Source organism: Streptomyces sp. NPDC088252 (assembly GCF_044740965.1).
Taxonomy (GTDB): domain Bacteria; phylum Actinomycetota; class Actinomycetes; order Streptomycetales; family Streptomycetaceae; genus Streptomyces.
This window is the reverse complement of the sequence record NZ_JBIURS010000022.1, coordinates 80,965-104,402: the sequence shown is the minus strand read 5'-3', so window position 1 is coordinate 104,402 and position 23,438 is coordinate 80,965. Positions and strand designations below refer to the sequence as shown.

Annotated in this window: 21 protein-coding genes and 2 pseudogenes; 8 read left to right on the top strand and 15 right to left on the bottom strand. The window is 70.3% G+C overall.

The features are described from left to right. Positions 1 to 175 precede the first annotated feature (175 nt). The 6 genes and pseudogenes from ACIOHC_RS33635 to ACIOHC_RS33610 all read right to left on the bottom strand — a co-directional run bounded on the left by ACIOHC_RS33635 (position 176) and on the right by ACIOHC_RS33610 (position 5,562). Positions 176 to 2,872, bottom strand: coding sequence for a M4 family metallopeptidase (locus ACIOHC_RS33635; protein ID WP_365689785.1), 2,697 nt, complete (start codon positions 2,870 to 2,872; stop codon positions 176 to 178). 135 nt (positions 2,873 to 3,007) lie between these two features. Then, the gene (locus ACIOHC_RS33630; protein ID WP_351072681.1) at positions 3,008 to 3,547 is read right to left on the bottom strand and encodes a hypothetical protein; all 540 of its coding nucleotides are present in this window, start codon (positions 3,545 to 3,547) and stop codon (positions 3,008 to 3,010) included. Next, entirely contained in the window at positions 3,547 to 4,038 is a 492-nt protein-coding gene (locus tag ACIOHC_RS33625) for a hypothetical protein (protein WP_401845264.1), read from the bottom strand. Before ACIOHC_RS33625 ends, ACIOHC_RS33630 begins: the two co-directional genes overlap by 1 nt. A 33-nt stretch (positions 4,039 to 4,071) precedes the next feature. Then, complete coding sequence (locus tag ACIOHC_RS33620; protein WP_365689787.1) at positions 4,072 to 4,254, bottom strand: hypothetical protein; 183 nt, start codon at positions 4,252 to 4,254, stop codon at positions 4,072 to 4,074. Between the two features lie 363 nt (positions 4,255 to 4,617). Continuing rightward, positions 4,618 to 5,043, bottom strand: a pseudogene (locus tag ACIOHC_RS33615) (transposase); the annotation flags it as partial. 42 nt (positions 5,044 to 5,085) lie between these two features. After that, on the bottom strand, positions 5,086 to 5,562 hold the full coding sequence (locus ACIOHC_RS33610; protein ID WP_351072687.1) for a macro domain-containing protein: 477 nt from the start codon (positions 5,560 to 5,562) through the stop codon (positions 5,086 to 5,088). Between the two features lie 147 nt (positions 5,563 to 5,709). On the opposite strand from ACIOHC_RS33610, the gene ACIOHC_RS33605 reads away from it, so the two are divergent. After that, complete coding sequence (locus ACIOHC_RS33605) at positions 5,710 to 6,441, top strand: MerR family transcriptional regulator (RefSeq protein WP_351072689.1); 732 nt, start codon at positions 5,710 to 5,712, stop codon at positions 6,439 to 6,441. 21 nt (positions 6,442 to 6,462) lie between these two features. Here ACIOHC_RS33605 and ACIOHC_RS33600 read toward each other — a convergent pair whose 3' ends face one another. The 4 genes from ACIOHC_RS33600 to ACIOHC_RS33585 form a co-directional block, all read right to left on the bottom strand. Further along, entirely contained in the window at positions 6,463 to 8,670 is a 2,208-nt protein-coding gene (locus ACIOHC_RS33600; protein ID WP_401845261.1) for a 3-hydroxyacyl-CoA dehydrogenase NAD-binding domain-containing protein, read from the bottom strand. A gap of 55 nt (positions 8,671 to 8,725) precedes the next feature. Beyond that, positions 8,726 to 9,940, bottom strand: a complete 1,215-nt coding sequence (locus tag ACIOHC_RS33595; RefSeq protein ID WP_365689791.1) for an acetyl-CoA C-acetyltransferase — start codon at positions 9,938 to 9,940, stop codon at positions 8,726 to 8,728. A gap of 36 nt (positions 9,941 to 9,976) precedes the next feature. Then, on the bottom strand, positions 9,977 to 11,119 hold the full coding sequence (locus ACIOHC_RS33590; RefSeq protein ID WP_351072695.1) for an acyl-CoA dehydrogenase family protein: 1,143 nt from the start codon (positions 11,117 to 11,119) through the stop codon (positions 9,977 to 9,979). A gap of 162 nt (positions 11,120 to 11,281) precedes the next feature. Continuing rightward, positions 11,282 to 12,424, bottom strand: a complete 1,143-nt coding sequence (locus ACIOHC_RS33585) for a CaiB/BaiF CoA transferase family protein (RefSeq protein WP_401845258.1) — start codon at positions 12,422 to 12,424, stop codon at positions 11,282 to 11,284. A gap of 396 nt (positions 12,425 to 12,820) precedes the next feature. On the opposite strand from ACIOHC_RS33585, the pseudogene ACIOHC_RS33580 reads away from it, so the two are divergent. Further along, a pseudogene (locus tag ACIOHC_RS33580) lies at positions 12,821 to 14,018 on the top strand (saccharopine dehydrogenase family protein). A gap of 51 nt (positions 14,019 to 14,069) precedes the next feature. Here the strand turns inward: ACIOHC_RS33580 and mmpA are convergent. Together mmpA and ACIOHC_RS33570 are read right to left on the bottom strand one after the other, a co-directional pair. Further along, a complete protein-coding gene (gene mmpA / locus ACIOHC_RS33575) occupies positions 14,070 to 14,213 on the bottom strand; it encodes a morphogenic membrane protein MmpA (RefSeq protein WP_351072703.1) in 144 nt (47 codons plus the stop codon). A 57-nt stretch (positions 14,214 to 14,270) separates the two neighbouring features. Next, positions 14,271 to 14,948, bottom strand: a complete 678-nt coding sequence (locus ACIOHC_RS33570) for an endonuclease V (protein ID WP_351072705.1) — start codon at positions 14,946 to 14,948, stop codon at positions 14,271 to 14,273. 266 nt (positions 14,949 to 15,214) lie between these two features. Here ACIOHC_RS33570 and ACIOHC_RS33565 point away from each other — a divergent pair, with 266 nt between their 5' ends. Continuing rightward, positions 15,215 to 15,514 carry a YciI family protein gene (locus tag ACIOHC_RS33565; protein WP_351072707.1) on the top strand — a complete coding sequence of 100 codons (300 nt, stop codon included), beginning with the start codon at positions 15,215 to 15,217 and terminating at the stop codon, positions 15,512 to 15,514. Positions 15,515 to 15,579: 65 nt separating this feature from the next. Here the strand turns inward: ACIOHC_RS33565 and ACIOHC_RS33560 are convergent, their stop codons facing one another. Beyond that, on the bottom strand, positions 15,580 to 16,695 hold the full coding sequence (locus ACIOHC_RS33560; protein ID WP_351072708.1) for an oxidoreductase: 1,116 nt from the start codon (positions 16,693 to 16,695) through the stop codon (positions 15,580 to 15,582). A 184-nt stretch (positions 16,696 to 16,879) separates the two neighbouring features. Between ACIOHC_RS33560 and ACIOHC_RS33555 the strand changes: the two genes are divergently transcribed. Continuing rightward, the gene (locus ACIOHC_RS33555; RefSeq protein ID WP_351072710.1) at positions 16,880 to 17,296 is read left to right on the top strand and encodes an SsgA family sporulation/cell division regulator; all 417 of its coding nucleotides are present in this window, start codon (positions 16,880 to 16,882) and stop codon (positions 17,294 to 17,296) included. 124 nt (positions 17,297 to 17,420) lie between these two features. On the opposite strand, the gene ACIOHC_RS33550 is transcribed toward ACIOHC_RS33555, so the two are convergent. After that, positions 17,421 to 17,894: an ATP-binding protein gene (locus tag ACIOHC_RS33550; protein WP_401845254.1), complete on the bottom strand. Its 474-nt coding sequence runs from the start codon at positions 17,892 to 17,894 to the stop codon at positions 17,421 to 17,423. Between the two features lie 152 nt (positions 17,895 to 18,046). Here ACIOHC_RS33550 and ACIOHC_RS33545 point away from each other — a divergent pair, with 152 nt between their 5' ends. From ACIOHC_RS33545 to ACIOHC_RS33530, 4 genes are all read left to right on the top strand, one after another. Continuing rightward, the gene (locus ACIOHC_RS33545) at positions 18,047 to 18,898 is read left to right on the top strand and encodes a helix-turn-helix transcriptional regulator (protein WP_351072713.1); all 852 of its coding nucleotides are present in this window, start codon (positions 18,047 to 18,049) and stop codon (positions 18,896 to 18,898) included. Positions 18,899 to 18,909: 11 nt separating this feature from the next. Beyond that, positions 18,910 to 19,101, top strand: a complete 192-nt coding sequence (locus tag ACIOHC_RS33540; RefSeq protein WP_351072715.1) for a hypothetical protein — start codon at positions 18,910 to 18,912, stop codon at positions 19,099 to 19,101. Positions 19,102 to 19,264: 163 nt separating this feature from the next. Then, on the top strand, positions 19,265 to 21,556 hold the full coding sequence (locus ACIOHC_RS33535) for an excinuclease ABC subunit UvrA (RefSeq protein WP_365689800.1): 2,292 nt from the start codon (positions 19,265 to 19,267) through the stop codon (positions 21,554 to 21,556). A 238-nt stretch (positions 21,557 to 21,794) separates the two neighbouring features. Next, a complete protein-coding gene (locus ACIOHC_RS33530) occupies positions 21,795 to 22,769 on the top strand; it encodes an acyl-ACP desaturase (RefSeq protein ID WP_351072719.1) in 975 nt (324 codons plus the stop codon). Positions 22,770 to 22,846: 77 nt separating this feature from the next. On the opposite strand, the gene ACIOHC_RS33525 is transcribed toward ACIOHC_RS33530, so the two are convergent. Next, positions 22,847 to 23,347, bottom strand: a complete 501-nt coding sequence (locus ACIOHC_RS33525; RefSeq protein WP_351072721.1) for a tetratricopeptide repeat protein — start codon at positions 23,345 to 23,347, stop codon at positions 22,847 to 22,849. Positions 23,348 to 23,438 lie beyond the last annotated feature (91 nt).

Genomic DNA, 23,438 nt, shown 5'->3' with positions numbered 1-23,438 from the left:
ACGCGAACCCGGCCCGATCCGAACGAGAGGCCCCAGGTGCCCGTCCCTTGTGTGATCCAGTATGCGATCGCTGCCGGGCCGGTGCGCAGGGGCTCCCGGGAAGCCCGGGAGAGCCCCTGCTGTGGATCACGCCGGGTTCGCGTGCCCGGCACGCGCCGGGCGGGCTGGCCCGGGACTACTCGCAGGTCCCGGCGAACGTCTTGCGGGTCACCACATCGGTGGCCGCGGCGCTCGTGTCGAGCCACGCGACGCGCTGGCCGTCACCGAGGGACGGGGCCAGCTGGGCTCCGGAGGAGCAGGACACCCGGCTGTAGTTGTTGAGACCGGCGAGCACGTCGGCGGTCTTGGAGACCATCGCCTTCATCGGGCCGTTCCAGGTGCCGAGCCCGCCCCAGATGTCGTACGTGGAGTAGGCGAAGTAGTCGTCGTTCACCGAGAACTGGGCGACGTAGGTGCTCGACGGGTAGCGCAGCTTCGCGGCCTTGGACAGGTCGCCGAGCGGCGCCGACATGAACGTCGTGCTCGGGATCAGGAAGCCGCCCGTCTCACGCCAGAAGACGTGGTCCGAGGTGATCTGGATGTCGGAGACCCAGTTGAAGAGGAAGCCGGTGATCCGCTTGGTCTGCGTGGTGCCCTTCGCGATGTCATAGACGTAGACGTACGTGCCGTCGCCGCCGACCCAGGCGATCGTGCCGTTCTTCATCGCGAGATGGGCGGCCTTGGTGCCTGCCTCCGGGGTCACGTTGACCGTCGTACCGTCGGCCTTGCGGAGGAGGACGTCCTGCTCGCCGTCGGCGGTGGTGCTGATGTAGGCGAGGGCGCCGTGGTCGGTGACCGGCTCGGTCTCGTCCACGCCCGGCTCGTCGACCAGCTTCTTGATCCCGCCCTGGCCCTTGTTGCCGGACTGGTAGATGCCGATGCCGTCGGCGGCGATCCGAGTGAAGACGATCCGGTCGTCGTCCAGGGACGGGTCGAGCAGGTAGGCGTCCTTCTGGGCCAGTTCGTGCGTCGGCTTCTTGTCGAAGCGGCCGACGGTGATTCCGAAGGCGGCGCCGCCCTGGTCCCAGGCGATGGCGTCGCCGTGGCTGATCGCGTAGACGTCGCCGTTGATCTGGGCGGCCTGCTCGTCGACCCCGCCGTAGACCTCGTACGCGGGCAGGATGTCGGCGCCGATGGTGGTGCCGTCGTGCGTGCCGCCCTTCTGCTCCCAGCCGGTCTCGATGCCGTGGTCGTCGAAGGCCTTGGCGATGACGGCGAGATCCGCCTTCGAGACGTTCAGGGACTTGGCCGCGAGGGTGACCGCGTCACGCATGCCGGTGAAGCCGGACAGCGGTGTGAGGTAGTTCTGCGCGGACCGGTAGATGATCCGGTCGGCGAGCTTGCTGTCGAGGTTCTTGCGCATGTCCCACAGTGCGCCGCCGACAATGGTGGAGTTGTAGTGCACCCCGCCGTTGTCGATGTCGAGCGTGATGGGCTCGTAGTCCTTCTGCGCGTTGCGTCCGTCGTTCAGGTCGCGCAGGGCGCACTCCTCCAGCGGCTTCGTGCCGTTGCAGAGGTACTCCCCGATGAGGCCGGACGTGGGGTCGCTCATCGCGATGCCCTTGTCGGCGGTCTCCATGGCGTTGCCGAAGTAATCGGATATCGCCTCGTTGAGCGCACCCGACTGATTGAGGTAGACGAGCCCGGCGGAGTGCTCGGTGACACCGTGCGTCATCTCGTGGCCGACGACGTCCAGGCCCACGGACAGCGGCACGCCGTCCATGTGGCCGTAGACCATCTTGGAACCGTCCCAGAAGGCGTTGGCGTAGTCCTTGCCGTTCGCGGAGACGTTGACGACGGAGTGGATCGTGCCGCCCTTGCCGTCGACACCGTCGCGGCCGATCTGGTTCTTGTAGTACTCGTAGACCTTCGCCGCGTTCAGGTGCGCGTCGACGGCGCCCGACGAGGTGTTCGCGCCGTCGAAGCGGTCGCTCGCCGATGTGCCCAGCGGGATGTCGTCGGTGACCGGGCCGCCCGCGACGAGCTTGTAGTCCTTGCGCTGGGCGTCGTACGTGCGGATCTGTCCGCCGGTCTGCGCGTACATGGAGCGGGTGGAGTCGACGAGCGTGTACGAGCCGTCCGCCTCCTTGTTGACGTCCAGCTTCGCCTCGCCGCCGTCGACGCGTACGCCCGTCCCCTGCGCGGGCGACGCGTCGGCCGCGTCGATGTTGTTGTACGAGAGCGCGATGCCGCCCACGCGCGCGTCGACGTACACCTCCTGGCGCACCGGGCCGCCGTCCGCCTTGCCGCCGGTGACGGTGAAGTGCCAGGCCAGCCTGCCGCCGTGGGCGTCGGGCAGCACGGACAGGCCGTGCGCCTCGGTCTTCGCGCCCTGCACGCCGCGCAGGCCGCGGTCGAGCGTGAACATCCGCTGCTTCGCGGTGGCTTCTGCGACCTTCGGTGTGGTGGAGACCGTGAGGTCCGTGTAGAGCGTGCCGGTCGCGGAGGTGACCTGCTGGCCGCCGTCGGCCGCCTCCGTCTGCACCGCGTACTCGGCGCCGAAGACCGGGACGCCGTCGTGCTTCTGCTGGAAGCGGACCGAGGACTGCTTGCCGTCCTTGGTCGTCCGCACCGTCTTCAGGTCGGAGACGGGCACCTTGTACGTGTCCTTGTGGGCCTTCAGATGGGCCCGGGCGGCCTCGGCGGGCGTGCCCGCGCGGGCGGACTTGTCCAGCCCCTGGGTCATCGCGGGAGCGACCGGCACCGGGCTCGTCGCCGTGGTGGCCGCGGCGGTGGTGTCGTCCGCCCAGGCCGGCGCGGTCAGCAGTGCCGATCCGGTGGCGGCGACGACCACACCGGTCGCCAGCATCCGCCGCATCCTCGTTCTCTTCACAGAACCCTCCCCATCGCACACCTCTCCGGAGGGACGCGCACGCCCTGTCCGGTTGACGGGGTCGATGTTTCGGTACGTGCGGTTCCGCTAACAAGAGGTGAGCATGGCGCGAACATGCCGTGGCGTAAATACGCCTCAAGGAACCTGCGAGGGAACCGAGTTGCCGGTTTCGTCGTCCAGCCAGCCCGCGCGGGCCGCGTACCAGCCGAGTTGGAAGCGGGTCGCGGCGCCGACCTCGTCCATCAGGGCGTGCAGGCGTCGCTGAACGGTGCGATGGCCCATGCCCGGTTGACTAGCGATTGCGGCATCGGTCAGCCCGACGTGGAGGAGAGCGACGATCTCCCGGTCGACCGCCGCGACCGGGGACTCGTCCTTGTCCGCGACGCCGGAAACGCTCAGCCGCCATCCCTTCTCGAAGTGCTCGTCGAAGAGCGAACCGAGAGCGGTGAGCAGGCCGGTTCGGTGCACCACGACTACCACAGGCTCGCTCTCGCGCTCCGGGTCCAGGGGCAGCAGTGCGATACGGCGGTCCACGATGACGAGCTTGATCGGCAGCCAGTCCGTGACGGAGATGTGCTGGCCCTGGGCGACACAGGAGGCCAGCAGGGTCGCGGTCTCCGGTTGTTCCAGCCATGTGCGTTCGACGACACTGCGCACGGTCACACCGCGGCGCATCAGTCGGAGTCCGCCTCCTCGTGGTTGTCCGCGAAGGTGAGCACCGCGGGCGCGTGCCTGGCCGGCACCAGGGTGCACACCTCGCTCCTGGCCTGACGCTGCATGGTCAGCAGGCGTCGCCGGATCGCCGCCGGACCGGACAGCACCTCCACGGGTGCTCCCGACGCGTGCGCCTGCGCGGAGCGGTGCCGCTCGGTGAGGTCCCCCACGAGCGACTCGACCCGGTGCAGCGCGGACCGGCGGGCTTCGAGGAGCGGCCCGAGTGCGAGGACGGGCGAGGCGGCACGGTACCGGAAGGGGCCGTCGACGTCCGGCCGGTCGGCGCTGGCGAGCCCGCGTTCGACGAGCGCATCGAGGGCGCTCGCCACCGCGTGGTCGCTCAATGGGCCCGCGAACGCGGCCGGTTCGCTGTCGGGACGGTCCACGAGCAGCCGGTAGACCGCGTCCTCGTCCGGTCCGAGACCGAGCAGGGTGAGCAGGGACGCGTCCATCGGGTCGTGCGGCCGGTCGTCGGGGCGCAGGGTTCAGGCCCTGTTCGGGCGGGGTGCGAACGCGTCGGACGACGCGGGCCGGTCGTCGCCGGAGTCCCGGGCACCGTTGACCGCCGCGGTCACCGCCGTGCAGCCGTCACCGTCCGCGCCGTAACGTTCGCACACCTCGCGCGCTGCCTGGACACCCGCCACCGGGCCCACCCCTTCCTGGTGCATCGTTGGCGGGAGTCAGATTATCCGGCCAATTCCGTCCGGAGGCGCGGCAACCGCGTTCCGGGGCGCCCTGACGGTGGCGCAGACGAGGCCGCCCGCCCGGCAGCTCCCGCGGCCGGCGGCCGATCTCACGGAGCAGTCCCATGAACGCACGCTCCGTCGGGAACAGCACGCGGTCGCGCCGCCGCACCAGGCTGATGGGGCGCGCCCCGGGCCTCGGCGTTGCGTCACCGGAAGCACGGCGAGCGATCCGGCACGCACATCGTCCACCACGGCGTGAGAGCAGACCCCATCGGCTCCGCCACGACTCCTTCCTCCGCCTCGCGATGCACGGCACCGGGCCCCGCTCCCTGATCGGGCCTGATCGCGTTCTTCCAGGCCGAGCCGGAAGGCGGCGGTGTCACCATAGCCGCCGTCGGCGATGACCTGGGGCACCTCGATGCCCCAGGACCGCGTCTCGTCGATCATGTCGAGGGCCGGCTGCCACTTCTCGACATGGCCCACCTGGGCGGGGATGGCGCACTTGCCACGGCGAGCCGCTTTGACCGGATCGGCCTTCGGCGAGGCGGGATCCCAGCTCCCGGGCAGGAACAGACGCCGGTTCACCGCCGCGGAGGCGCCGTTGGACGCCAGGTGCAGCGAGACCCCGGCCTGGCAGTTGGTGACCTTGCCCGCGGTGCCGGTGTACTGCCGGGTCACACACGCCGACGCATCCCCGTCCTTGAGGAACCCGGTGTCATCGATGACCAGCGCGGTGGGCTTGATGACCGGCTGCATGCGCCAGGCCAGACGCAAGAAGACACGCCATCGCAGACCGCACATGACCAAGCACTACTAGTCGTAGTCGTACACCGTCACCGCTATACCCCGGCTCAGCAGCCGCTTCTCTATCAGCGGCTCGATCCGCGACCATGTGCCGCCCGCCAGCCCGCAGCCGATCCGGGGCATGTGGACCGAGGCCCCCAGCTCGACGGCCCGGTCGGCCACGGCTCCCAGAGCCGTGTCGATCGCCTCGTAGCGCACGGGTACACCCTTGCTGCCCGTGCGTATCCCCCGCTGGCCCACCATGTTCGCCACCCAGAGGTACGGACCCACCTGGACGAACTGAGCCGCGCCGAGGCCGAAGTCGTTGCTCGCGCGCTCCCGGTGCCAGTGACGGTAGGCCTTCTCCGGTTCGGGCCAGCGACGCGAGACGGCCAGGACGAAGCCCTTGCCCCAGCCGCCCAGATCGTTGCAGACATGGGCGATCAGCTTGACACCCTTGCCCTGTGGGGTGGTCGCGTCGCCCCGTACGTACGTGATCTCCGACATGACACCAGCGTAGGAGCCACCACTGACAGCGGGACCGGGCCGGGTGCCATCGGGCGCTTTCACAACAACGGTGAGACAGCAATACTGTTGAACCTGGTTGATGCAGACGCAGCAGTTCACCGCTGGGTCGGAACGCGAGGAGCAGACATGGCGACCGGGACCGAGGACCCGACGCTCACCGTCGACGAGCTGGCGGCACGCGCCGGTGTCACCGTACGCACCGTGCGTTTCTACAGCACCAGGGGTCTGCTGCCGCCGCCCGTGATCGGGCCGCGACGCGTCGGGCGCTACGGCCATGAACACCTGTCCCGGCTCGCGCTCATCGAGGAGCTCCAGCACCAAGGCATGACGCTCGCCGCGATCGAACGCTATCTGGAGCAGTTGCCGCCGGACCTGAGCGCGCACGATCTGGCGATCCACCGGGCTCTGGTGGCCGCCTGGGCACCCGACTCGCCGGAGGACGCGACGCGGGCGGAGCTGGAGCGCCGCGCCGGCCGGGCGTTGACCGGACAGGACATGGCGCGGCTGGCCGCGATGGGCGTGCTGGAACACGCCGAGCCGACCGACGGCAGCTATCGGGTGGACCCGGGACTGCTCCGGCTCGGCGTCGAACTGCTCGACGTACCGATCGCGCACGAGACGATTCTGGCCGCCCGCACGGTTCTGCTGGAGCACTCCCGGTCCGCCGCGCAGGAGCTGACCCGGCTGTTCCGGGACGAGGTCTGGGGTCCCTACCGGGAGCGGGAGTCGGACCCGGAGCACCTGGCGGCGATGAAGTCGCTGTCGGCCCACATGCAGCCGATGGTGCTCCAGGCGCTGGTGACCGCGTTCCAGCGGTCGTTGAAGGAAGAACTGCGGGCCGCGTTCACAGCGGAGTGAACGCGGCCCGGGGAGTCACGGTCAGTCGTGGAAGGTCTCGCCCTTCTCGGCCTTCTCCACCAGCAGCGCGGGCGGCAGGAAGCGATCGCCGTACTTCTCGGCGAGTTCCCGGGCACGGGCCACGAAGCCGGGCAGGCCGCCCTCGTACCCGTTGATGTACTGGAGGACGCCGCCGGTCCACGGCGGGAAGCCGATGCCCATGATGGAGCCGATGTTGGCGTCGGCGACGGAGACGAGAACGTTCTCCTCCAGGCAGCGGACGCTGTCCAGCGCCTCGGAGAACAGCATCCGCTCCTTCATGTCGACGAAGGGGATGTCGGTGCCCGGCTTCGTGCCGTGCCCGCCCGGGGGACGGCCCCCGGAACCCCCGAAATGCTCGCGCAGGCCGGGCCAGAGACGGGTGCGCTTGCCGGTCTCGTCGTAGTCGTAGAAGCCGGCGCCGCCGCTGCGTCCCGGGCGGCCGAACTCGTCGACCATCCGGTCGATGACCGCGTCCGCCGGGTGTCCGGCCCAGCTGCCGCCGGCCTCCTCGACGGCCCGCCTGGTCTCGTTGCGGATCTTGCGGGGGAGGGTGAGGGTGAGCTCGTCCATCAGGGAGAGCACCTTGGCCGGGTAGCCGGACTGCGCCGCGGCCTGCTCGACCGACGCGGGCTCGACGCCCTCGCCGACCATGGCGACGCCCTCGTTGATGAACTGGCCGATGACGCGCGAGGTGAAGAAGCCGCGGGAGTCGTTGACGACGATCGGCGTCTTCTTGATCCGGCGGACCAGGTCGAAGGCGCGGGCCAGTGCCTCGTCGCCGGTCTTCTCGCCCTTGATGATCTCGACCAACGGCATCTTGTCCACGGGCGAGAAGAAGTGCAGCCCGACGAAGTCGGCGGGGCGCGGGACGCCCTCGGCGAGGACGGTGATGGGCAGGGTCGAGGTGTTGGAGCAGAGCAGGGCGTCCGGCTCGATGATGTCCTGGATCTCCTGGAACACCTTGTGCTTGAGCGCGGTGTCCTCGAAGACGGCCTCGATGACGGCGTCGCAGCCCGCCAGGTCGGCCGGGTCACCGGTCGGGGTGATGCGGGCCAGCAGCGCGTCGCGCTCGGCCTCGGTGGTACGGCCCCGGGAGAGAGCCTTGTCCAGGAGCTTCTCGCTGTACGCCTTGCCCTTGGCGGCTGCCTCCGTGGAGATGTCCTTCAGGACGACGTCGATGCCCGCACGGGCGCAGGAGTAGGCGATGCCCGCGCCCATCATCCCGGCGCCGAGGACGGCGACCTTGCCGACCTGGCGCTCCTCGATGCCCTTGGGGCGGCCGGCGCCGGAGTTGACGGCCTGGAGGTCGAAGAAGAACGCCTGGATCATGTTCTTCGCGACCTGGCCGGTGACCAGTTCGGTGAAGTAGCGGGCCTCGATGGTCAGCGCGGTCTCGAAGTCGACCTGCGAGCCCTCGACGGCGGCGGCCAGGATGTTGCGCGGCGCGGGCATCGGGGCGCCCGCGATCTGCTTCTTCAGATTGGCCGGGAAGGCGGGCAGATTGGCGGCGAACTTCGGGTGGGAGGGGGTGCCGCCGGGGATCTTGTATCCCTTGACGTCCCAGGGCTGTTGGGACTCGGGGTGCGCGTCGATGAAGGCGTGGGCTTTTTCGAGCATCTCCTCCCGGGTGGCGGCGACCTCGTGCACGAGGCCGTTCTCCTGGGCGCGCCGCGGGGTGTACTGGGTGCCCTGGAGGAGGACCTTCAGCAGGGCGTCGGCGATGCCCATGAGGCGTACCGTGCGGGTGACGCCGCCGCCCGCGGGCAGCAGGCCGAGGGTGACCTCGGGCAGACCGATCCGGGAGCCGGGGGCGTCGAGGGCGATGCGGTGGTGGGAGGCGAGCGCGATCTCGTAGCCGCCGCCGAGCGCGGCGCCGTTGATGGCGGCGACGACGGGCTTGCCGAGGGTTTCGATGCGGCGCAGCGAGTTCTTGATTGCGGTACCGGTGTCGAAGGCCTGCTGGGCGTTCTCGGGACCGACCTTGATCATGTCCTTGAGGTCGCCGCCCGCGAAGAAGGTCTTCTTGGCGGAGGTGTAGATGATGCCGCGGATGGAGTCCTTCTCGGCCTCGGCGCGGTCGGCGATGGCCGCGATGGAGTCCTTGAAGGCCTGGTTCATCGTGTTGGCGGACTGGTCGGGGTCGTCGAGTACGAGGGTGACGACGCCGGTCTCGTCCTGTTCCCAGCGGATGGTCGTGCTCTCGGTCATTGCTGTTCTTCTCCGTAAGTGAGGGGCCGGCCCCTCCCGGGTGGCCGGGGGACGGTCAGAGACGCTCGACGACGGTGGCGACGCCCATGCCGCCGCCGACGCAGAGGGTGACGAGGCCGTAGCGCCGGTCGCGCCGTTCCAGTTCGTCGATGAGGGTGCCGAGGATCATCGCGCCGGTGGCGCCGAGCGGGTGGCCGAGCGCGATGGCGCCGCCATTGACGTTGATCTTGTCGAGGGGGAGTCCCATGTCCCTGGCGAAGCGGAGCACGACTCCGGCGAACGCCTCGTTGATCTCGACGAGATCGATGTCGTCGATGGTGAGTCCGGCCTTGGCGAGGGCCTTGCGGGTGGCGGGCGCGGGGCCGGTGAGCATGATGGTGGGCTCGGAGCCGGAGACGGCGGCGGAGACGATCCGGGCGCGCGGCGTGAGTCCGTACCGCTCGCCGATCTCCTGGTTGCCGATCGCGACGAGCGCGGCGCCGTCGACGATGCCGGAGGAGTTGCCCGCGTGGTGGACGTGGTCGATCTCCTCGACCCAGTGGTACTTCTGCAGGGCCACCGCGTCGAAGCCGCCCATCTCACCGATCGCCGCGAAGGAGGGCTTGAGCGCGGCGAGCGAGTCGGCGGTCGTGCCGGGCCGCATGTGCTCGTCGTGGTCGAGGACGACGAGGCCGTTGCGGTCCTTGACGGGGACGACGGAGCGCGCGAATCGGCCGTCCTTCCATGCCTCGGCGGCGCGTTCCTGGGAGAGCGCGGCGAACTCGTCCACGTCGCGGCGGGTGAAGCCCTCGATGGTGGCGATGAGGTCGGCGCCGACACCCTGCGGCGCGAAGCCGGTGTCGAAGTTGGTCATCGGGTCCATCGCCCAGGCGCCGCCGTCGGATCCCATCGGGACACGGGACATCGACTCGACACCTCCCGCGAGGACGAGGTCCTCCCAGCCCGAACGGACCTTGGCCGCCGCCAGGTTGACGGCCTCCAGGCCCGAGGCACAGAAGCGGTTCTCCTGGACGCCCGCGACGGTGTCCGGGAGGCCCGCCGCGATGGCGGCGATCCGGGCGATGTCGGAGCCCTGGTCACCGAGCGGACTGACCACGCCGAGCACGATGTCGTCGATGGCCGCCGGGTCCAGGCCGGGGAAGCGGTCGCGGATCTCGTGGATGAGGCCGACGACGAGGTCGATCGGCTTGGTGCCGTGCAGGGCGCCATTGGCCTTGCCACGGCCGCGCGGGGTGCGGATCGCGTCGTAGACAAACGCTTCGGTACTCAAGTCAGCAGCCTTTCGAGGGTGGTTGTGCGAAAGAGGTCAGGCGAGCAGCGAGCGTCCGATGATCTCCTTCATGATCTCGGTCGTGCCGCCGTAGATGGTCTGGATACGGCCGTCGGTGAATGCCTTCGCGACCGGATACTCCGTCATGTATCCGTACCCTCCGTGGAGTTGGAGACAGCGGTCGGCGACGCGCTTTTGCAGTTCGGTGGCCCACCACTTGGCCATCGAGGCATGGACGGCGTCGAGCCCGCCGTCGGAGTGCTCGACGATGCAGCGGTCGATGAAGGTGCGGGTGACCGTGCACTCGGTGGCCATCTCGGCGATCTCGAACCGGATGTGCTGAAGCCTGGACAGCGGCCGTCCGAAGGCCTCGCGCTCCTTCACGTACCGCGTGGTGATCTCCAGCAGGTGTTCGGCGGCGGCGATGCCGGCGACGGCTATGCCCATCCGTTCCTGCGCCAGATTGGTCATCAGATGGATGAAGGCACCGTCCCGCTCTCCGAGCAGATTCTCCTTGGGGACGCGGACGTCATGGAAGAACAGTTCGGCGGTGTCCTGGGACTTCTGGCCGATCTTGTCGAGGTTGCGGCCCCGCTCGAAACCCTCCGCGCCGCGTTCGACGACGATCAGCGACAGGCCCTTCGCGCCGCCCTCGGGGGTGGTCCTGGCGACCACGACCACCAGGTCGGCGAGGATGCCGTTGGAGATGAACGTCTTGGAGCCGTTGAGCAGCCAGTGATCGCCCTTGTCCTCGGCGGTGGTGCGGATGGCCTGGAGGTCGGAGCCCGCGCCGGGCTCGGTCATGGCGACGGCGGTGATGGTCTCGCCGCTGCAGAAGCCGGGCAGCCAGCGCCGCTTCTGCTCTTCGGTGCCGAGGCCGGTGAGGTAGGGGCCGATGATGTCGTTGTGCAGCCCGAGTGCGAGTCCGGGGGCACCGGCCCGGGTGAACTCCTCCGCGAGGACGGCGCTGTAGCGGTAGTCGGGGTTGCCGCCGCCCCCGTGCTCCTCGGGGACGGCGAGGCCGAGCAGTCCCTGCCGGCCGGCCGCGAGCCACGCCTCGCGCGAGACGATGCCGTCCTTCTCCCACTGCTCGTAGTGCGGGAGGACCTCCTTGGTGAGGAAGGCGCGGACGGCCCCGCGGAACGCTTCGTGCTCTTCGGTGAAGATCTGCCGCTGCACTGCGGGCCTCCTGGAGTCAGTTCCTGACGTCGGGTCCCGCGCCGGTCCGGGCGACGAGGGCGGGGGTGCGGGAGCATGGGGCGCGGACGGCCGCACCGGTCGCGCCCCGGTCACAGGCTTCGCGCGGGCCGCCCGTGGGGTTCGGCGGCGAGGTGGTCGCCATCAGCCGGTGGTGTCCTTCCGGGGCTCGGCGAGGCCGGGTACGTCCCAGTCGGCGGCGACGGTCCCGGTGTCCGCGCCGGGCCGCGCGGGCCCGCTGCGTACGGAGACGGGGGTGGCGGAGAAACGGGGCGCGGGGGCGGGCTGGGTGAGCCCGTCGTGCTCGACGAAGGTGGCACGGGCCGCGACATGCGGATGACCGGGCGCTTCACGGAGCGAGAGGACGGGGGCGACGCAGGCATCCGTGCCCTCGAACACCTCGGTCCACTCGGCGCGCGTACGGGTCCTGAAGCGGTCGGCGACGAGCGTGCGCAGTTCGTCCCAGCGGGCGACGTCCCCCCGGTCCGGGGCCTCGCCCTCGATCCCGAGGAGCCTGCTGAACTCCTCGTAGAACCGCTGCTCCAGCGGGCCGACCGCCATGTACTGCCCGTCGGCGGTCTCGTACGTGCCGTAGAACGGGCAACCGCCGTCCAGGAGATTGGAGCCGCGCCGGTCCTGCCAGCCCCCGGCCGCCAGCATCCCGTGGATCATCGTGGCGAGATGGGCGGCGCCGTCGACGATCGCCGCGTCCACGACCTGACCCCGGCCGCCCGGCGTGCGGGCGTGCTGGAGGGCGGCCAGGACACCGACGACGAGATAGAGCGAACCGCCGGCGTAGTCGCCGACCAGATTGGCCGGGACCGTGGGCGGCTCCCCGGGCCTGCCGATCATGGAGAGGGTGCCGGTGAGGGCGATGTAGGCGATGTCGTGCCCGGCCCGTTCGGCGAGCGGTCCGTCCTGGCCCCAGCCGGTCATCCGTCCGTAGACGAGCTGTGGATTGCGGGCCAGTGCGGCGTCCGGCCCGACACCGAGGCGCTCGGCGACGCCCGGCCGGTAACCCTCGATCAGGATGTCGGCGCGCTCGACCAGATCGAGCACTTTGGCCGGGCCGTCCCCGGCCTTGAGGTCGACGAGCACGGAGCGTTTGTTGCGGTTGGTGAGGTCGTACGCGGGGTCGATGCCGAGCCCTGGGCCGCCGGGTCGGTCGACCCTGACGACATCGGCGCCGAGGTCGGCCAGGAGCATCGCGGCGAACGGGCCGGGCCCGATGCCTGCCAGCTCGACCACGCGCACGCCTGCCAGCGGGCCGTGCTCCGTCGTTGCCATCTAGCCCCCAGCGGTATGACACAACCGATGTAACAGCGATGATGCTAAGAACGCGTCACGCTCCGCACAACCCCTTTGGCCGAGCAAGCGCTTAGACCGACCGGCGGACGGGGTGGGAGAGGGAGCGGGACCGGCACTCGTGGTTGCAGGGCACAGCGGGAAGGCACCGCGGAGCCCCGCCGGCCGACGACAGGGCCCGAAGGGCCGGCGGCCCCTGGCCCTTCAGGCCTGGGGGAGAGTGTGTGATCGGCTCCACGACACCGCCTCCCTGTGCCGGTCGGTCCTGGTTCCTTCTCCGGGATCCTCCCCCACGATCGCCGCCCGGCGGCACACCGCCACGAACGCCTCCGCCAGCCTCTGCCTGCCACACCGGCGCCGAGCCCTGCGGAGGCCCTCATGAACAGGCAGAACGGGGCACGACGCCCCTATGACGTTGTCCTCTTCGGTGCCACCGGCTTCGTGGGTGCCCTCACCGCCGGATGTCTCGCCGCCCACGCGCCCGCCGGCTGCCGGCTGCCGCTGGGCCGTGGCCGGTCGCGACCGGGCCAAGCTGGAACGGCAGCGCGAACGCCTCACCGCCGTCGACCCGCGTTGCGCGGACCTCCCGCTGCTGCATGCCGACGCGGACGACGCGCGCTCACTGCGCGAACCGGCCGAATCCACGCATGTGGTGGCCACGACCGTGGGCCCCTACGTCTGGTACGGCGAGCAGCTGGTCGCGGCCCGCGCCGAGGCCGGGACGGACTACGCGGACCTCACCGGCGAGGCGGAGTTCGTGGACCGGATGTATCGGCGGCACGACGCGCGGGCCCGCGAGACCGGGGCCCGGATCGTGCACGCCTGCGGATTCGACTCGGTACCGCACGACCTCGGGATGTACTTCACCGTCCGGCAACTGCCGCGGGACGTTCCGCTGACGATCGACGGATTCGTCCGCAGCAACGCCGTCTTCTCCGGCGGCACGTTCGCCTCCGCGCTCACGGCGATGGGCCGCGGCCCCCGGATGCTGCGCGCCGCGCGGGAGCGCGGATTGCACGAACCCCGCCTGGTGGCCCGCCGCGCCCGCGCCCCGCTCGGCACCCCGCACTTCAGTCCGGAGACGGGCACATGGGCGCTGCCGCTGCCGACACTGGACCCACAGGTCGTCAGGCGTTCGGCGCGGCTGCTCGCCCATTACGGCCCCGATTTCCGCTGCCGCCACTTCGCCTCCGTGAAGCATCTGCCGGTGGCGCCGGGCGGTACGGCCGCGCTCGCCGCTCTCCTGGGGGCGGCGCAGATTCCGGCGGCACGGTCCTGGCTGATGGACCGCTATGCGCCGGGGCGGGGGCCGGACGCGGAGCGCAGGCGGCGCAGTTGGTTCACCGTGCGCTTCGTCGGCGAAGGCGGCGGGCACCGGGTGTTCACCGAGGTGTCGGGCGGCGACCCCGGTTACGACGAGACGGCGAAGATGCTTGCACAGTCCGCGCTCTGCCTCGCCCTGGACGAGCTCCCGTCGACATCTGGGCAGGTCACGACAGCCGTCGCGAGGGGTGACGCGCTGCTGGGACGGCTGCGCGCGGCCGGACTGCGTTTCCGGGTCGCGGCGGCCCGCTGAGCGGGACGGGGTGGTCCGGGCGGCCGGAGGGCGCCGGCGCCCAGGGACGGGTCAGAGCGCCCAGGCCACCAGCGTGCAGATCATCGACACGGCCCAGACCGCTCCCGCGAGCATGCCGAGAGTCATCCCGACCGCCACCCGGCGCTGGGCGAGGTAGACGGTGCCTGGTCGTGTGGATGTTCGATGTTCGGTCATGTGTACCAGTCTGCCCGTCATGATCGACGGGTGTTATCCGTACACATACTCAGATACTCAGGCGGTCGCTTCCTCAAGGGCCCGGCGGCAGAGCGCGTCGGCCCTCCGGGTGGTCTCCGGCTGGCGGAAGTCGCGGGCCAGGCGCAGGGTGTGGGCGCAGGCGTTGTCGAGGCCGGTCCGGTGTCCGACGGACACGAAGACCGGCTTGACGCCGTCCTGGGTGCGCAGGGCCCGGCCCACCACCTCCTCGCCGTCGAGCAGCGGCGACCAGTCGCCCCGGCGGCTGCCCGGCTGCTCGTAGGAGAAGGTGAACGGGTTCTTGGCGACGCCGATCACCGGGAGTCCGGTGAGCACCCCGAGATGGCTGGCGAGTCCGAGACGGCGCGGGTGCGCCTGCCCGTAGCCGTCGCAGACCACGAGTCCGGGGTCGGCGGGAAGCGATTCCAACGCGTCCAGCACGGTAGGGATCTCGCGGAAGGCGAGGAGCCCGGGGACGTACGGGAAGGTGACCCGGCCGACCACGGTGGCCTCGGCCACCACGTCGAGCGTCGCCGCGTCGAGCACGACCGCTGCCGCAACGACGACATCGCGCTCGTCGTCATAGGCGACATCGACCCCGGTGACCCTGCCGGTACCGGGCGGCGGGCCCGTCTCGTCGAGCACCACCCGCGGGCGCAGGGAGTCCTGGATCGCGCGGGCTTCGACCTCGTCGGCGGGCGTCTGGAGGGTTGCCATAGTGCTGTCGAGTCTAAGGGCTGCCCCGTAGCCCCTGACGGGCGCGGTTCCGGATGTACGCGGACGTCCCTCCGCCTCGCGATGCACCGCATCCGACGCCGCGCGCCGATCCACCAGGGACTGCGGGACAGTCCTTGGGCGGCCGACACGGTGGTCCGGCCTCGTTCCGAGCGTCGGGCGGATCACGGCCGGACCGGCGGTTCGGTGACGGGCCCGTCGGGAGCACGGCCGGGCCGGCCTCGCGCTCGTGCCGTAGCCTGACGATCATGTTCGTACTGGAGCTGACCTACACCGCACCCGTCGAGCGCGTCGACGCGCTGCTGCCGGACCATGTCGCCTGGCTGGACGCACAGTACGCGGAGGGGGTGTTCATCGCGTCGGGCCGAAAGAACCCGCGCGACGGCGGGGTGATCCTGGCGGTCGGGGGTGATCGCGCGCGGATCGAGCGGATCGTGGCGGAGGACCCGTTCACCGCGCAGGGCGTGTGCGCCTACCGGATCACGGAGTTCATCGCGACGAAGACCTCGGACGAACTCGCCCCGTACCGCGAGCAGTTGCCCGGGTAACGGATACCCGGGCCCCGCCCTCCCCGATCAACGAACAGGTCGCTGCCGAGACCCGACCGGCCCTTTCAGCCGTCGGCGCCCCGGATCCCCCCGAGCGCCACTCGTCCCTTCTCGCCTGCGGCCCAGCAGGCGCCGTCCGGTGTGCAGTCGACCGTGTCGTACGACCCCGTGTCGACCGTGCGCCAGGTGCGGCCACCGTCCGCGGTGAGGTCCGTGCCGGTCGGACCGACCGCCAGCGCACCCGACCTGCTGTGCGGCAGCCAGGCGACGCCCGAGCGATAGGCGGCCGGCGGGTCGGCGGACGGCTGCCAGCTGCGACCGCCGTCGACCGTCACCGCCGAGGCGTGCGGAGACGGCAGGTCGGCCCCGTAGTCGCCACCGACCGCGATGCCGTGGCGGCGGTCGCGGAAGGCCAGTCCGAAGACACCGCGTGCCGGGTCGGCGGCGGGGATCGTCGATTCGGTCGCGGTCCAGGTCAACCCGCGGTCGGCGGAGTGCAGCACCCGGGCGGTGGCGGCGCCCCCGGTCGCCAGCCAGACGTCCTTGGGCCCCGATGCGACCAGGCACTGACCACTGGCGGCGAACGACGCCTCACCGGCCTGGGCGTCCGGCATGCCCGCGCTGGGCAGCACCCGCCAGCTCCGGCCGCCGTCCTCGGTCGACAGGATGCGGTACTTGCCGTCCACGGGATCGCTCATCGCGAGTCCGTGCCTGCTGTCGAAGAAGGTGAGGCAGTCGTAGAAGGCGCGTGCGTCGGTGTTACGGAACGACTCCGTCCAGGTCGCTCCCCCGTCGTCCGTGCGGAACAGCCTGGAGGCCTCGCCCTCCCCGATGGCCAGCGCCACCGCGCGACGGGCGTCGAACGCCTCGATGTCGCGGAACTCCAGCGCCTCCCGGGACGCGCCGGGCGGTGACACATCGCGCCAGTGGTGGCCGCCGTCGGTGGTGCGCAGCACCGTCCCCTTCGAGCCGGCGACCCAGGCGGTACGACGGCTGACAGCGGCGAGTCCGCGGAAGCGGGCGTCGGTCCCGGTCACGGTGAGTTTCCAGGCCGTCGGCCCGCCCGGCCGGTGCCACTCCCCCGGTGTCGCCGCGGCTGCCGGCGTGGCCAGCGCGGTGGCCAGCGCCACCGCACTGAGCCCCCATGACATCAGTCGTCTCGTCTTTCCCTTGGCCCTCATGGCGCTGGAAGCTAGCCCACGAGCCGCACGCCGTCCAGCGTGCGTCGGCCGGATTCGGGCATGCGACCGGTGCGACGGCATGCGGTGATGCAACTCACGCCGCCCTCCGGTGCACGGATGAGGCGATTGCGTCGTCTTCATCAGTGCCGTGAGCCGTTCGTCCGGCCGAGAAAGGGAGCAGGTCTTGTCCACCGTCATCGAGCAGTCCGTGCAGGCCCGCATGGTCGCATCCGCACCGCGGATGGAGACCCTTCCCGCCACTCTGCAGTACGACCGGAGGGATCCGTTCGCCGTGCGCATGGCGTTCCCCGCGACGGCGACCCTGGAAGGCACCGAGGTGTCGTGGGAGTTCTCCCGCGAACTGCTCGCGGCCGGAATGGACGCGGCCGCCGGTGTCGGGGACGTGCGCATCAGGCCGTTCGGATACGACCGCACCGTCCTGGAGTTCCATGCCGACGAGGGAATCGCGATGGTCCACGTCCGCACCGCGGAGCTGCGTCGTTTCCTTGAGCGGGCGCAGGAACTGGTGCCGGCCGGCGACGAGCACCGGTTCCTGGACCTCGACCGGAGTCTGACCCATCTGCTCGGCGGGGCCTGCTGACCGGACGTCGGGCGGGGAGGCGTTGTCACGCGGCGCCGGTGACGTTCTCGCCCGGCGGGAGTTGTGGTGACACCGCGGCCGAAGGGCGGCGGGCGCGCACGGTGGAGAACGGTCGGCGACGGGGTCAGTGGTGGAGTAAGGCCCAGGTCTTGCAGCCCCCGGACGGGGTCAGCGCCGGGGCCAGTCCCCAGTCCCCGCCGTGCGCATCGACCGCGGCCGCCAGCAGCCACATGCTTTCGCTCCGGCGTTCCCGGCAGGTCTCGGACTTCTCGGTCGAGCCGTGGGACGGATGCTGGTCGTAGAGGGTGACGCGCAGCGCGTCGAACTGCCAGTGCACCCGTAGCAGCATCTCCCGGTCGGGGGTGAACCGATAGGCGGCCGCGACCAGTTCGGAAGCGGCGAGGACGGCCGTTTCGCGGAACTCCGCGAGCCCGTGCCGGGTGAGGAGCTCACCCACGGCACTTCGTGCGAGACCGGCGCAGAAGGCGCCGCCCGGCAGTGCGAACGAATAGCTGAGGTTGTCCGCCACCGGAGGATGGGGCCCGGCCGGCGTGAGGGCCGGAAGACAACGCAGTGCGCCCTTCATCAAGATGCTCACATTTCCGGTAATTGTATTAACGATCACACATAGGCATGGTCGCCCCGTGTGAGACTTGCACTACCGACCGTAGCGCACACCGGAGCACAGTGCTACTACTTGTGTCGTTCCGGTCGTTTCGCTCAACCCGCCCCCTCGGAAGGACATTTGCCGTGCCGCCCAGAAGCACCCCGACCGCCCGGCAGCAGCGCCTCGGGCACGAACTGCGCAAGCTGCGCGAGCAGTCGGGAATGTCGGTGCAGCAGGCCGCCGCCCTGCTGGGCGTCGACCGCACCCGCATCCCGAACATCGAATCCGGCCGCTTCGGCATCAGCGCCGAGCGGGTCCGCACCCTCGCCTTCAACTACGGCTGCCCGGACACCGGCCTGGTCGACCTGCTCGCCGAGATCGCCCAGGAGCGGGCCCGGGGATGGTGGGAGGAGCATCGTGGACTGCTGCTGCCCGGACTGCTCGACATCGCCGAACTCGAATATCACGCGGTGGAGTTGACGACATCGACCACCACGCACATCCCCGGCCTGCTGCAGACCGAGGAACACGCCCGAGCGGTGTTCGACACGGCCGATCCACAACTGCCCGGCCCCGACCTGATGGCCCGGCTCTCCCTGCGGCTGCGCCGCAAGGAGGTGCTGAGGCGGGACCGGCCACCGCTGTACGAGTCGATCGTCCACGAGGCGGCGCTGCGCATGCAGTTCGGCGGGCCCAAGGTGGCCAAAGCGCAGCTGGACCACATCGTCGACCAGTCCGAGCGGGACCGGATCACGGTCCGGGTGATCCCGTTCACCGCGGGCGGCTTCCCGGGCGCCGGCCAGTCGTTCACCTATGTGGGCGCGGCGATACCCCAGCTCGACACCGTACAGCTCGACTCCTCGCACGGTTCGATGTTGCTGGACTCGGACATGCAACTGCGGCGGTACCGGGGGCTGTTGGAGCGTCTGCGTACGCTGGCGCTGCCGGTCGAGGAATCGCGCGACTTCATCCGATCCATAGCCCAGGACCTCTGAGGAGAGAGAACATGACCGACATCTGCTGGGACGAGGCCTTCTGCAGCGAAGGCGCCAATTGCTTCCGCTTCGGGCTCGACGAGCAGGGCAGGGCGTACATCGGCAGCACCACGGACGCCGGAGCCTATGTCAGCGACTCCATGGAGGCGCTGCGGGCGCTGATCTCCGCGGTGAAGTCCGGCGCGGCGGACCATCTGCTCTGACCGTCACGCCCCACCGTGCCCCGTCCCCGCGCGTTCGCTCCGAGTACGCCGACAACTCTGAGCGCTCCGCCGGCGGGGCCGGTGCGTCCGGTCCTGGAGAAGATTCCACCTGCCCGGCAAATCCGGACAGAAGCTGTCGGGTATCGCCGTTAGCTTCGGGCGCATGGATCGGAAACAGGACCGGAGCATCGTCATCACCGGAGCACGCGCGAACAATCTGCGCAATGTCTCCCTCACCGTCCCCAAGGAGCGGATCACCGTCTTCACCGGAGTCTCCGGGTCGGGCAAGTCGTCGATCGTCTTCGACACGATCGCCGTGGAGTCGCAGCGCCAACTGAACGAAACCTTCACCTGGTTCATCCGCAACAGGCTGCCGAAGTACGAGCGGCCCCATGCCGATTCCATCGACGGCCTCTCCGTGGCGGTGGTCGTCGACCAGAAGCCGATCGGCGGCAACGCCCGCTCCACCGTCGGCACGACGACCGACATCTGGTCGGTCATCCGGGTGCTGTTCTCGCGGTACGGGACACCGAGTGCGGGCCCTGCGACCGCGTACTCCTTCAACGATCCCGCGGGAATGTGCCCTGAGTGCGACGGCCTGGGGCGCACGGTCCGTCTCGACATCGACCGGGCGATCGACCTCACGAAGTCGCTCAACGGGGGCGCCCTGCTGCTGCCGGGGCTCTCGGTGGGCAGCTGGGAATGGCAGTTGTACGCGGGCTCGGGGCGCTTCGACAACGACAAGCCGCTCGCCGAGTTCACCGAGGAGGAACTCCGGCTCCTGCTCCACGGAGGAGGATTCACCGTACAGCTGCAGCTGAAGTCGAAATCCGCCGACATGCGGTTCGAGGGGATCGCCGAGCGGTTCACCCGGCTCCATCTGAAACGGGACACCGAGGCGCTCTCCGAGCGGCGGCGCGAGGCCGCCCTCCGATTCACCACGGAGTCGGTGTGCGCGTCCTGCGGTGGCGCGCGGTTGAGCGCGGCGGCACTCGCCACCCGTGTCGACGGGCTCACCGTGGCCGACTACGGACGCATGGAGGTGGCCGATCTGGTGGGAGTCCTGGCCCGGATCGACGATCCGGTGGCCGGTCCGATCGCCTCGGCCGCACGCGAACGGCTGGAGCGTCTGGTGGGCATCGGCCTCGGCTATCTCAGCCTGGACCGGGAGACCACCACCCTGTCGGGCGGGGAGGGACAGCGGCTCAAGATGGTCAGGCACCTGGGCAGTTCGCTGACCGGGCTGACGTTCGTCCTCGACGAGCCGAGCGTGGGCCTGCATCCGCGCGACGTCGGCAGGCTGAACGATCTCCTGGTACGGCTGCGCGACCGGGGCAACACGGTCGTCGTCGTCGAGCACGACCCGGACGTGATGGCCGTCGCGGACCACATCGTCGACATGGGGCCGGGAGCGGGCAGCGACGGCGGACACGTCGTGTTCGAAGGCCCGGTGGACCGGTTGCGCGAGGCGGACACCCTCACCGGCCGGTGCCTGCGCCGCCGGATGCCGCTGAAGGAGACCGTCCGCTCCCCCACCGGGTGGCTGCCGGTGACGGGCGCCGCGCTGCACAACCTCAAAGGGGTGGATGTGGCGTTCCCCGAGGGTGTGCTGACAGTCGTGACGGGGGTCGCCGGATCCGGGAAGTCGACGCTGGTCTCCCGGGTGTTCACGGCGGCGTACCCGGACGCGGTGGTGATCGACCAGGGCGCGATCACCGCGTCGTCCCGCTCCACCCCGGCCTCGTACGTCGGCGCGCTGGACTCCATCCGCAAGATCTTCGCCAGGGAGAACGGCGTCGACCCGGGTCTGTTCAGCTTCAACTCCTCCGGGGCGTGCGGGCATTGCGCGGGCCGCGGCATCATCTGCACCGATCTCGCCTTCATGGACCCGGTGACCACCACCTGCCAGGTGTGCGAGGGGCGGCGCTTCCACGACGACGTGCTGAAGCACCGGGTCGGCGGCGCGTCCATCGTCGATGTACTGGAGATGACGGCCGCGCGGGCGGCCGAGCTCTTCGAAGACCCGGCGCTGCTGCGGAAGCTGCGCACGCTCGACGACGTCGGCCTGACCTATCTGACGCTGGGGCAACCGCTCAGCACGCTCTCCGGCGGTGAGCGCCAGCGGATCAAGCTCGCCACCCGGCTCCACCGCACGGGCAGTGTCTACGTCCTGGACGAGCCGACGACCGGACTGCACATGGCGGACACCGGCACGCTCGTCGAACTGCTGGACCGGCTGGTCGACAGCGGCAACAGCGTGATCTGCGTGGAGCACAACCTCGATGTGCTCAAACGCGCGGACTGGGTGATCGACCTCGGCCCGGAGGGCGGCAGGAACGGCGGCGAGCTGGTCTTCGAGGGGACCCCGACGGCGCTGCTCGCCCATCGCACCTCGTTCACGGCCGAACACCTGCGCCGGGACCTGAGGTCGGCCCACCCGGGCGACGGCGGGTGAGAGCGCCTTCGCGGGTCCACCCGCCCCGGCGCGCCCCCTCCATCCGTGCATCCGAGGGAGATCCGGCACGCCCCACAGTCGGGCGGAGTGACAGCCTCCGCCGCTCACGACCTGCGTACATAACGATACGTAATCGGGCATCGCGGGGGCCGGCTTGGCGGTGGCCTTACTGCCGCTTTAACCTACGGTCTCGTAACCTACGTTCCCGTAGGTACTTCTCCCGTCCCCAGGAGTCCCCGTGACGATCACCGCTCCCCACCTCGGCAGTCCCCGGGCGTGGACCGACGCCCAGCTGCTCCACGCCCTGGAAGAGGTGGTGGAGAAGGAGCTCAACCGCCATCTCAAGGTCGCCAAGGACTGGATGCCCCACGAGTACGTGCCGTTCTCCGACGGGCGGAACTTCCCGGGCGTCTTCGAGGACGGTGAGGCCTGGCGGGCCGACCAGTCCAAGGTCACCGACATCGGCAAGGTCGCACTGGTCGTGAATCTGCTGACCGAGGACAACCTCCCCAGTTACCACCACGAGATCGCCTCCCTCTTCGGCCGTGACGGCGCCTGGGGCACCTGGGTGCACCGCTGGACCGCGGAAGAGGGCCGGCACGGCATCGTGATGCGCGACTATCTGCTCACCTCGCGCGCCGTCGACCCGGACAAGCTGGAGCAGTTCCGCATGGCGCACATGGCGGACGGCTTCGAGTCCGACAACCGTCACTCGATGCTGCACTCCGTGGCGTACGTCGCCTTCCAGGAGCTGGCCACCCGCGTCTCGCACCGCAACACCGGCCATCAGTCGGGCGACCCGGTGTGTGACCGCATGCTGGCGCGGATCGCGACCGATGAGAACCTGCACATGGTCTTCTACCGCAACCTCCTCGGCGCGGCCTTCGAACTCGCCCCGGATCTGACCATGCAGGCGGTGCGTGACGTCGTCGTCAACTTCCGGATGCCCGGTCACGGCATGCCGGGCTTCGAGCGGGCCGCGGCACAGATGGCGATCGGCGAGATCTACAACATGCGCATCCATCACGACGACGTGATCCAGCCGGTGCTTCGCTACCTGAAGGTCCTCAGCATCGACGGTCTGGGCCCCGAGGGGCTGCGGGCGCAGGAAGAGCTGGGCCTGTACCTGGGCGGTCTGGACAGCGAGGCGGCGAAGTTCGACGAGAGGCTCGCTGCCCGCAAGGCACGGATGGCCGCGCGCGCCGGGGCCTGACGCCCCGTCCGTCGCTCCCGGGCCGTTGGACGGGCCACAAGGCCATCCAGTCCGACGGCCGGGGCCGGGCGCCCGGCTCACATCGTCGCGTGCAGATCCTGCGCGTAGTGCTCGATGGCGCGTCGGTACTGGCGCACGTGCGGGTCCTCGCTGGTGGCGGCGAGCAGTTCCAGCAGCAGCCGGCTGGATTCGTGATGCTCGCCGGTGTTGAAGAGGGCCATGGCGAGGAAGGTCCGCAACGCCCCGTCGTCGGGGAATTCCTCGACACCGCCGCGCAGCACCTCGACGGCTCTGTGATGGTGGCCGAGCACCCGATGCGTACTCCCGAGGCCGAGCAGCGCGCCCCTGCGGTCCTCCTCCGACAGCCCGGTCCCGTCCAGACAGCGCTCGTAGAACGGCACGGCCTCCGCTTCCAGACCGAGCACATCGTGGGCCCAGGCGGTCTGGTAGGCCACTTCGGCATCCGTGGGGAAGGCGGCGCAGAGGGCGAGCAGTCGCTGTCGGGCTTCTTCGGCACGCCCTTCGGTGCGCAGGCGTACGGCCGTCGCGAGCAGGGCGTTCCTGTCGTGATCGTTCATGCGGACATCCTCCCAGGCCGTCGCCGCCTGTCCGGCTGCGGGGACCGGTGGCCCGCACCCGTGGGTGCGGCCGGTGCCCCGGTCGCGGCGG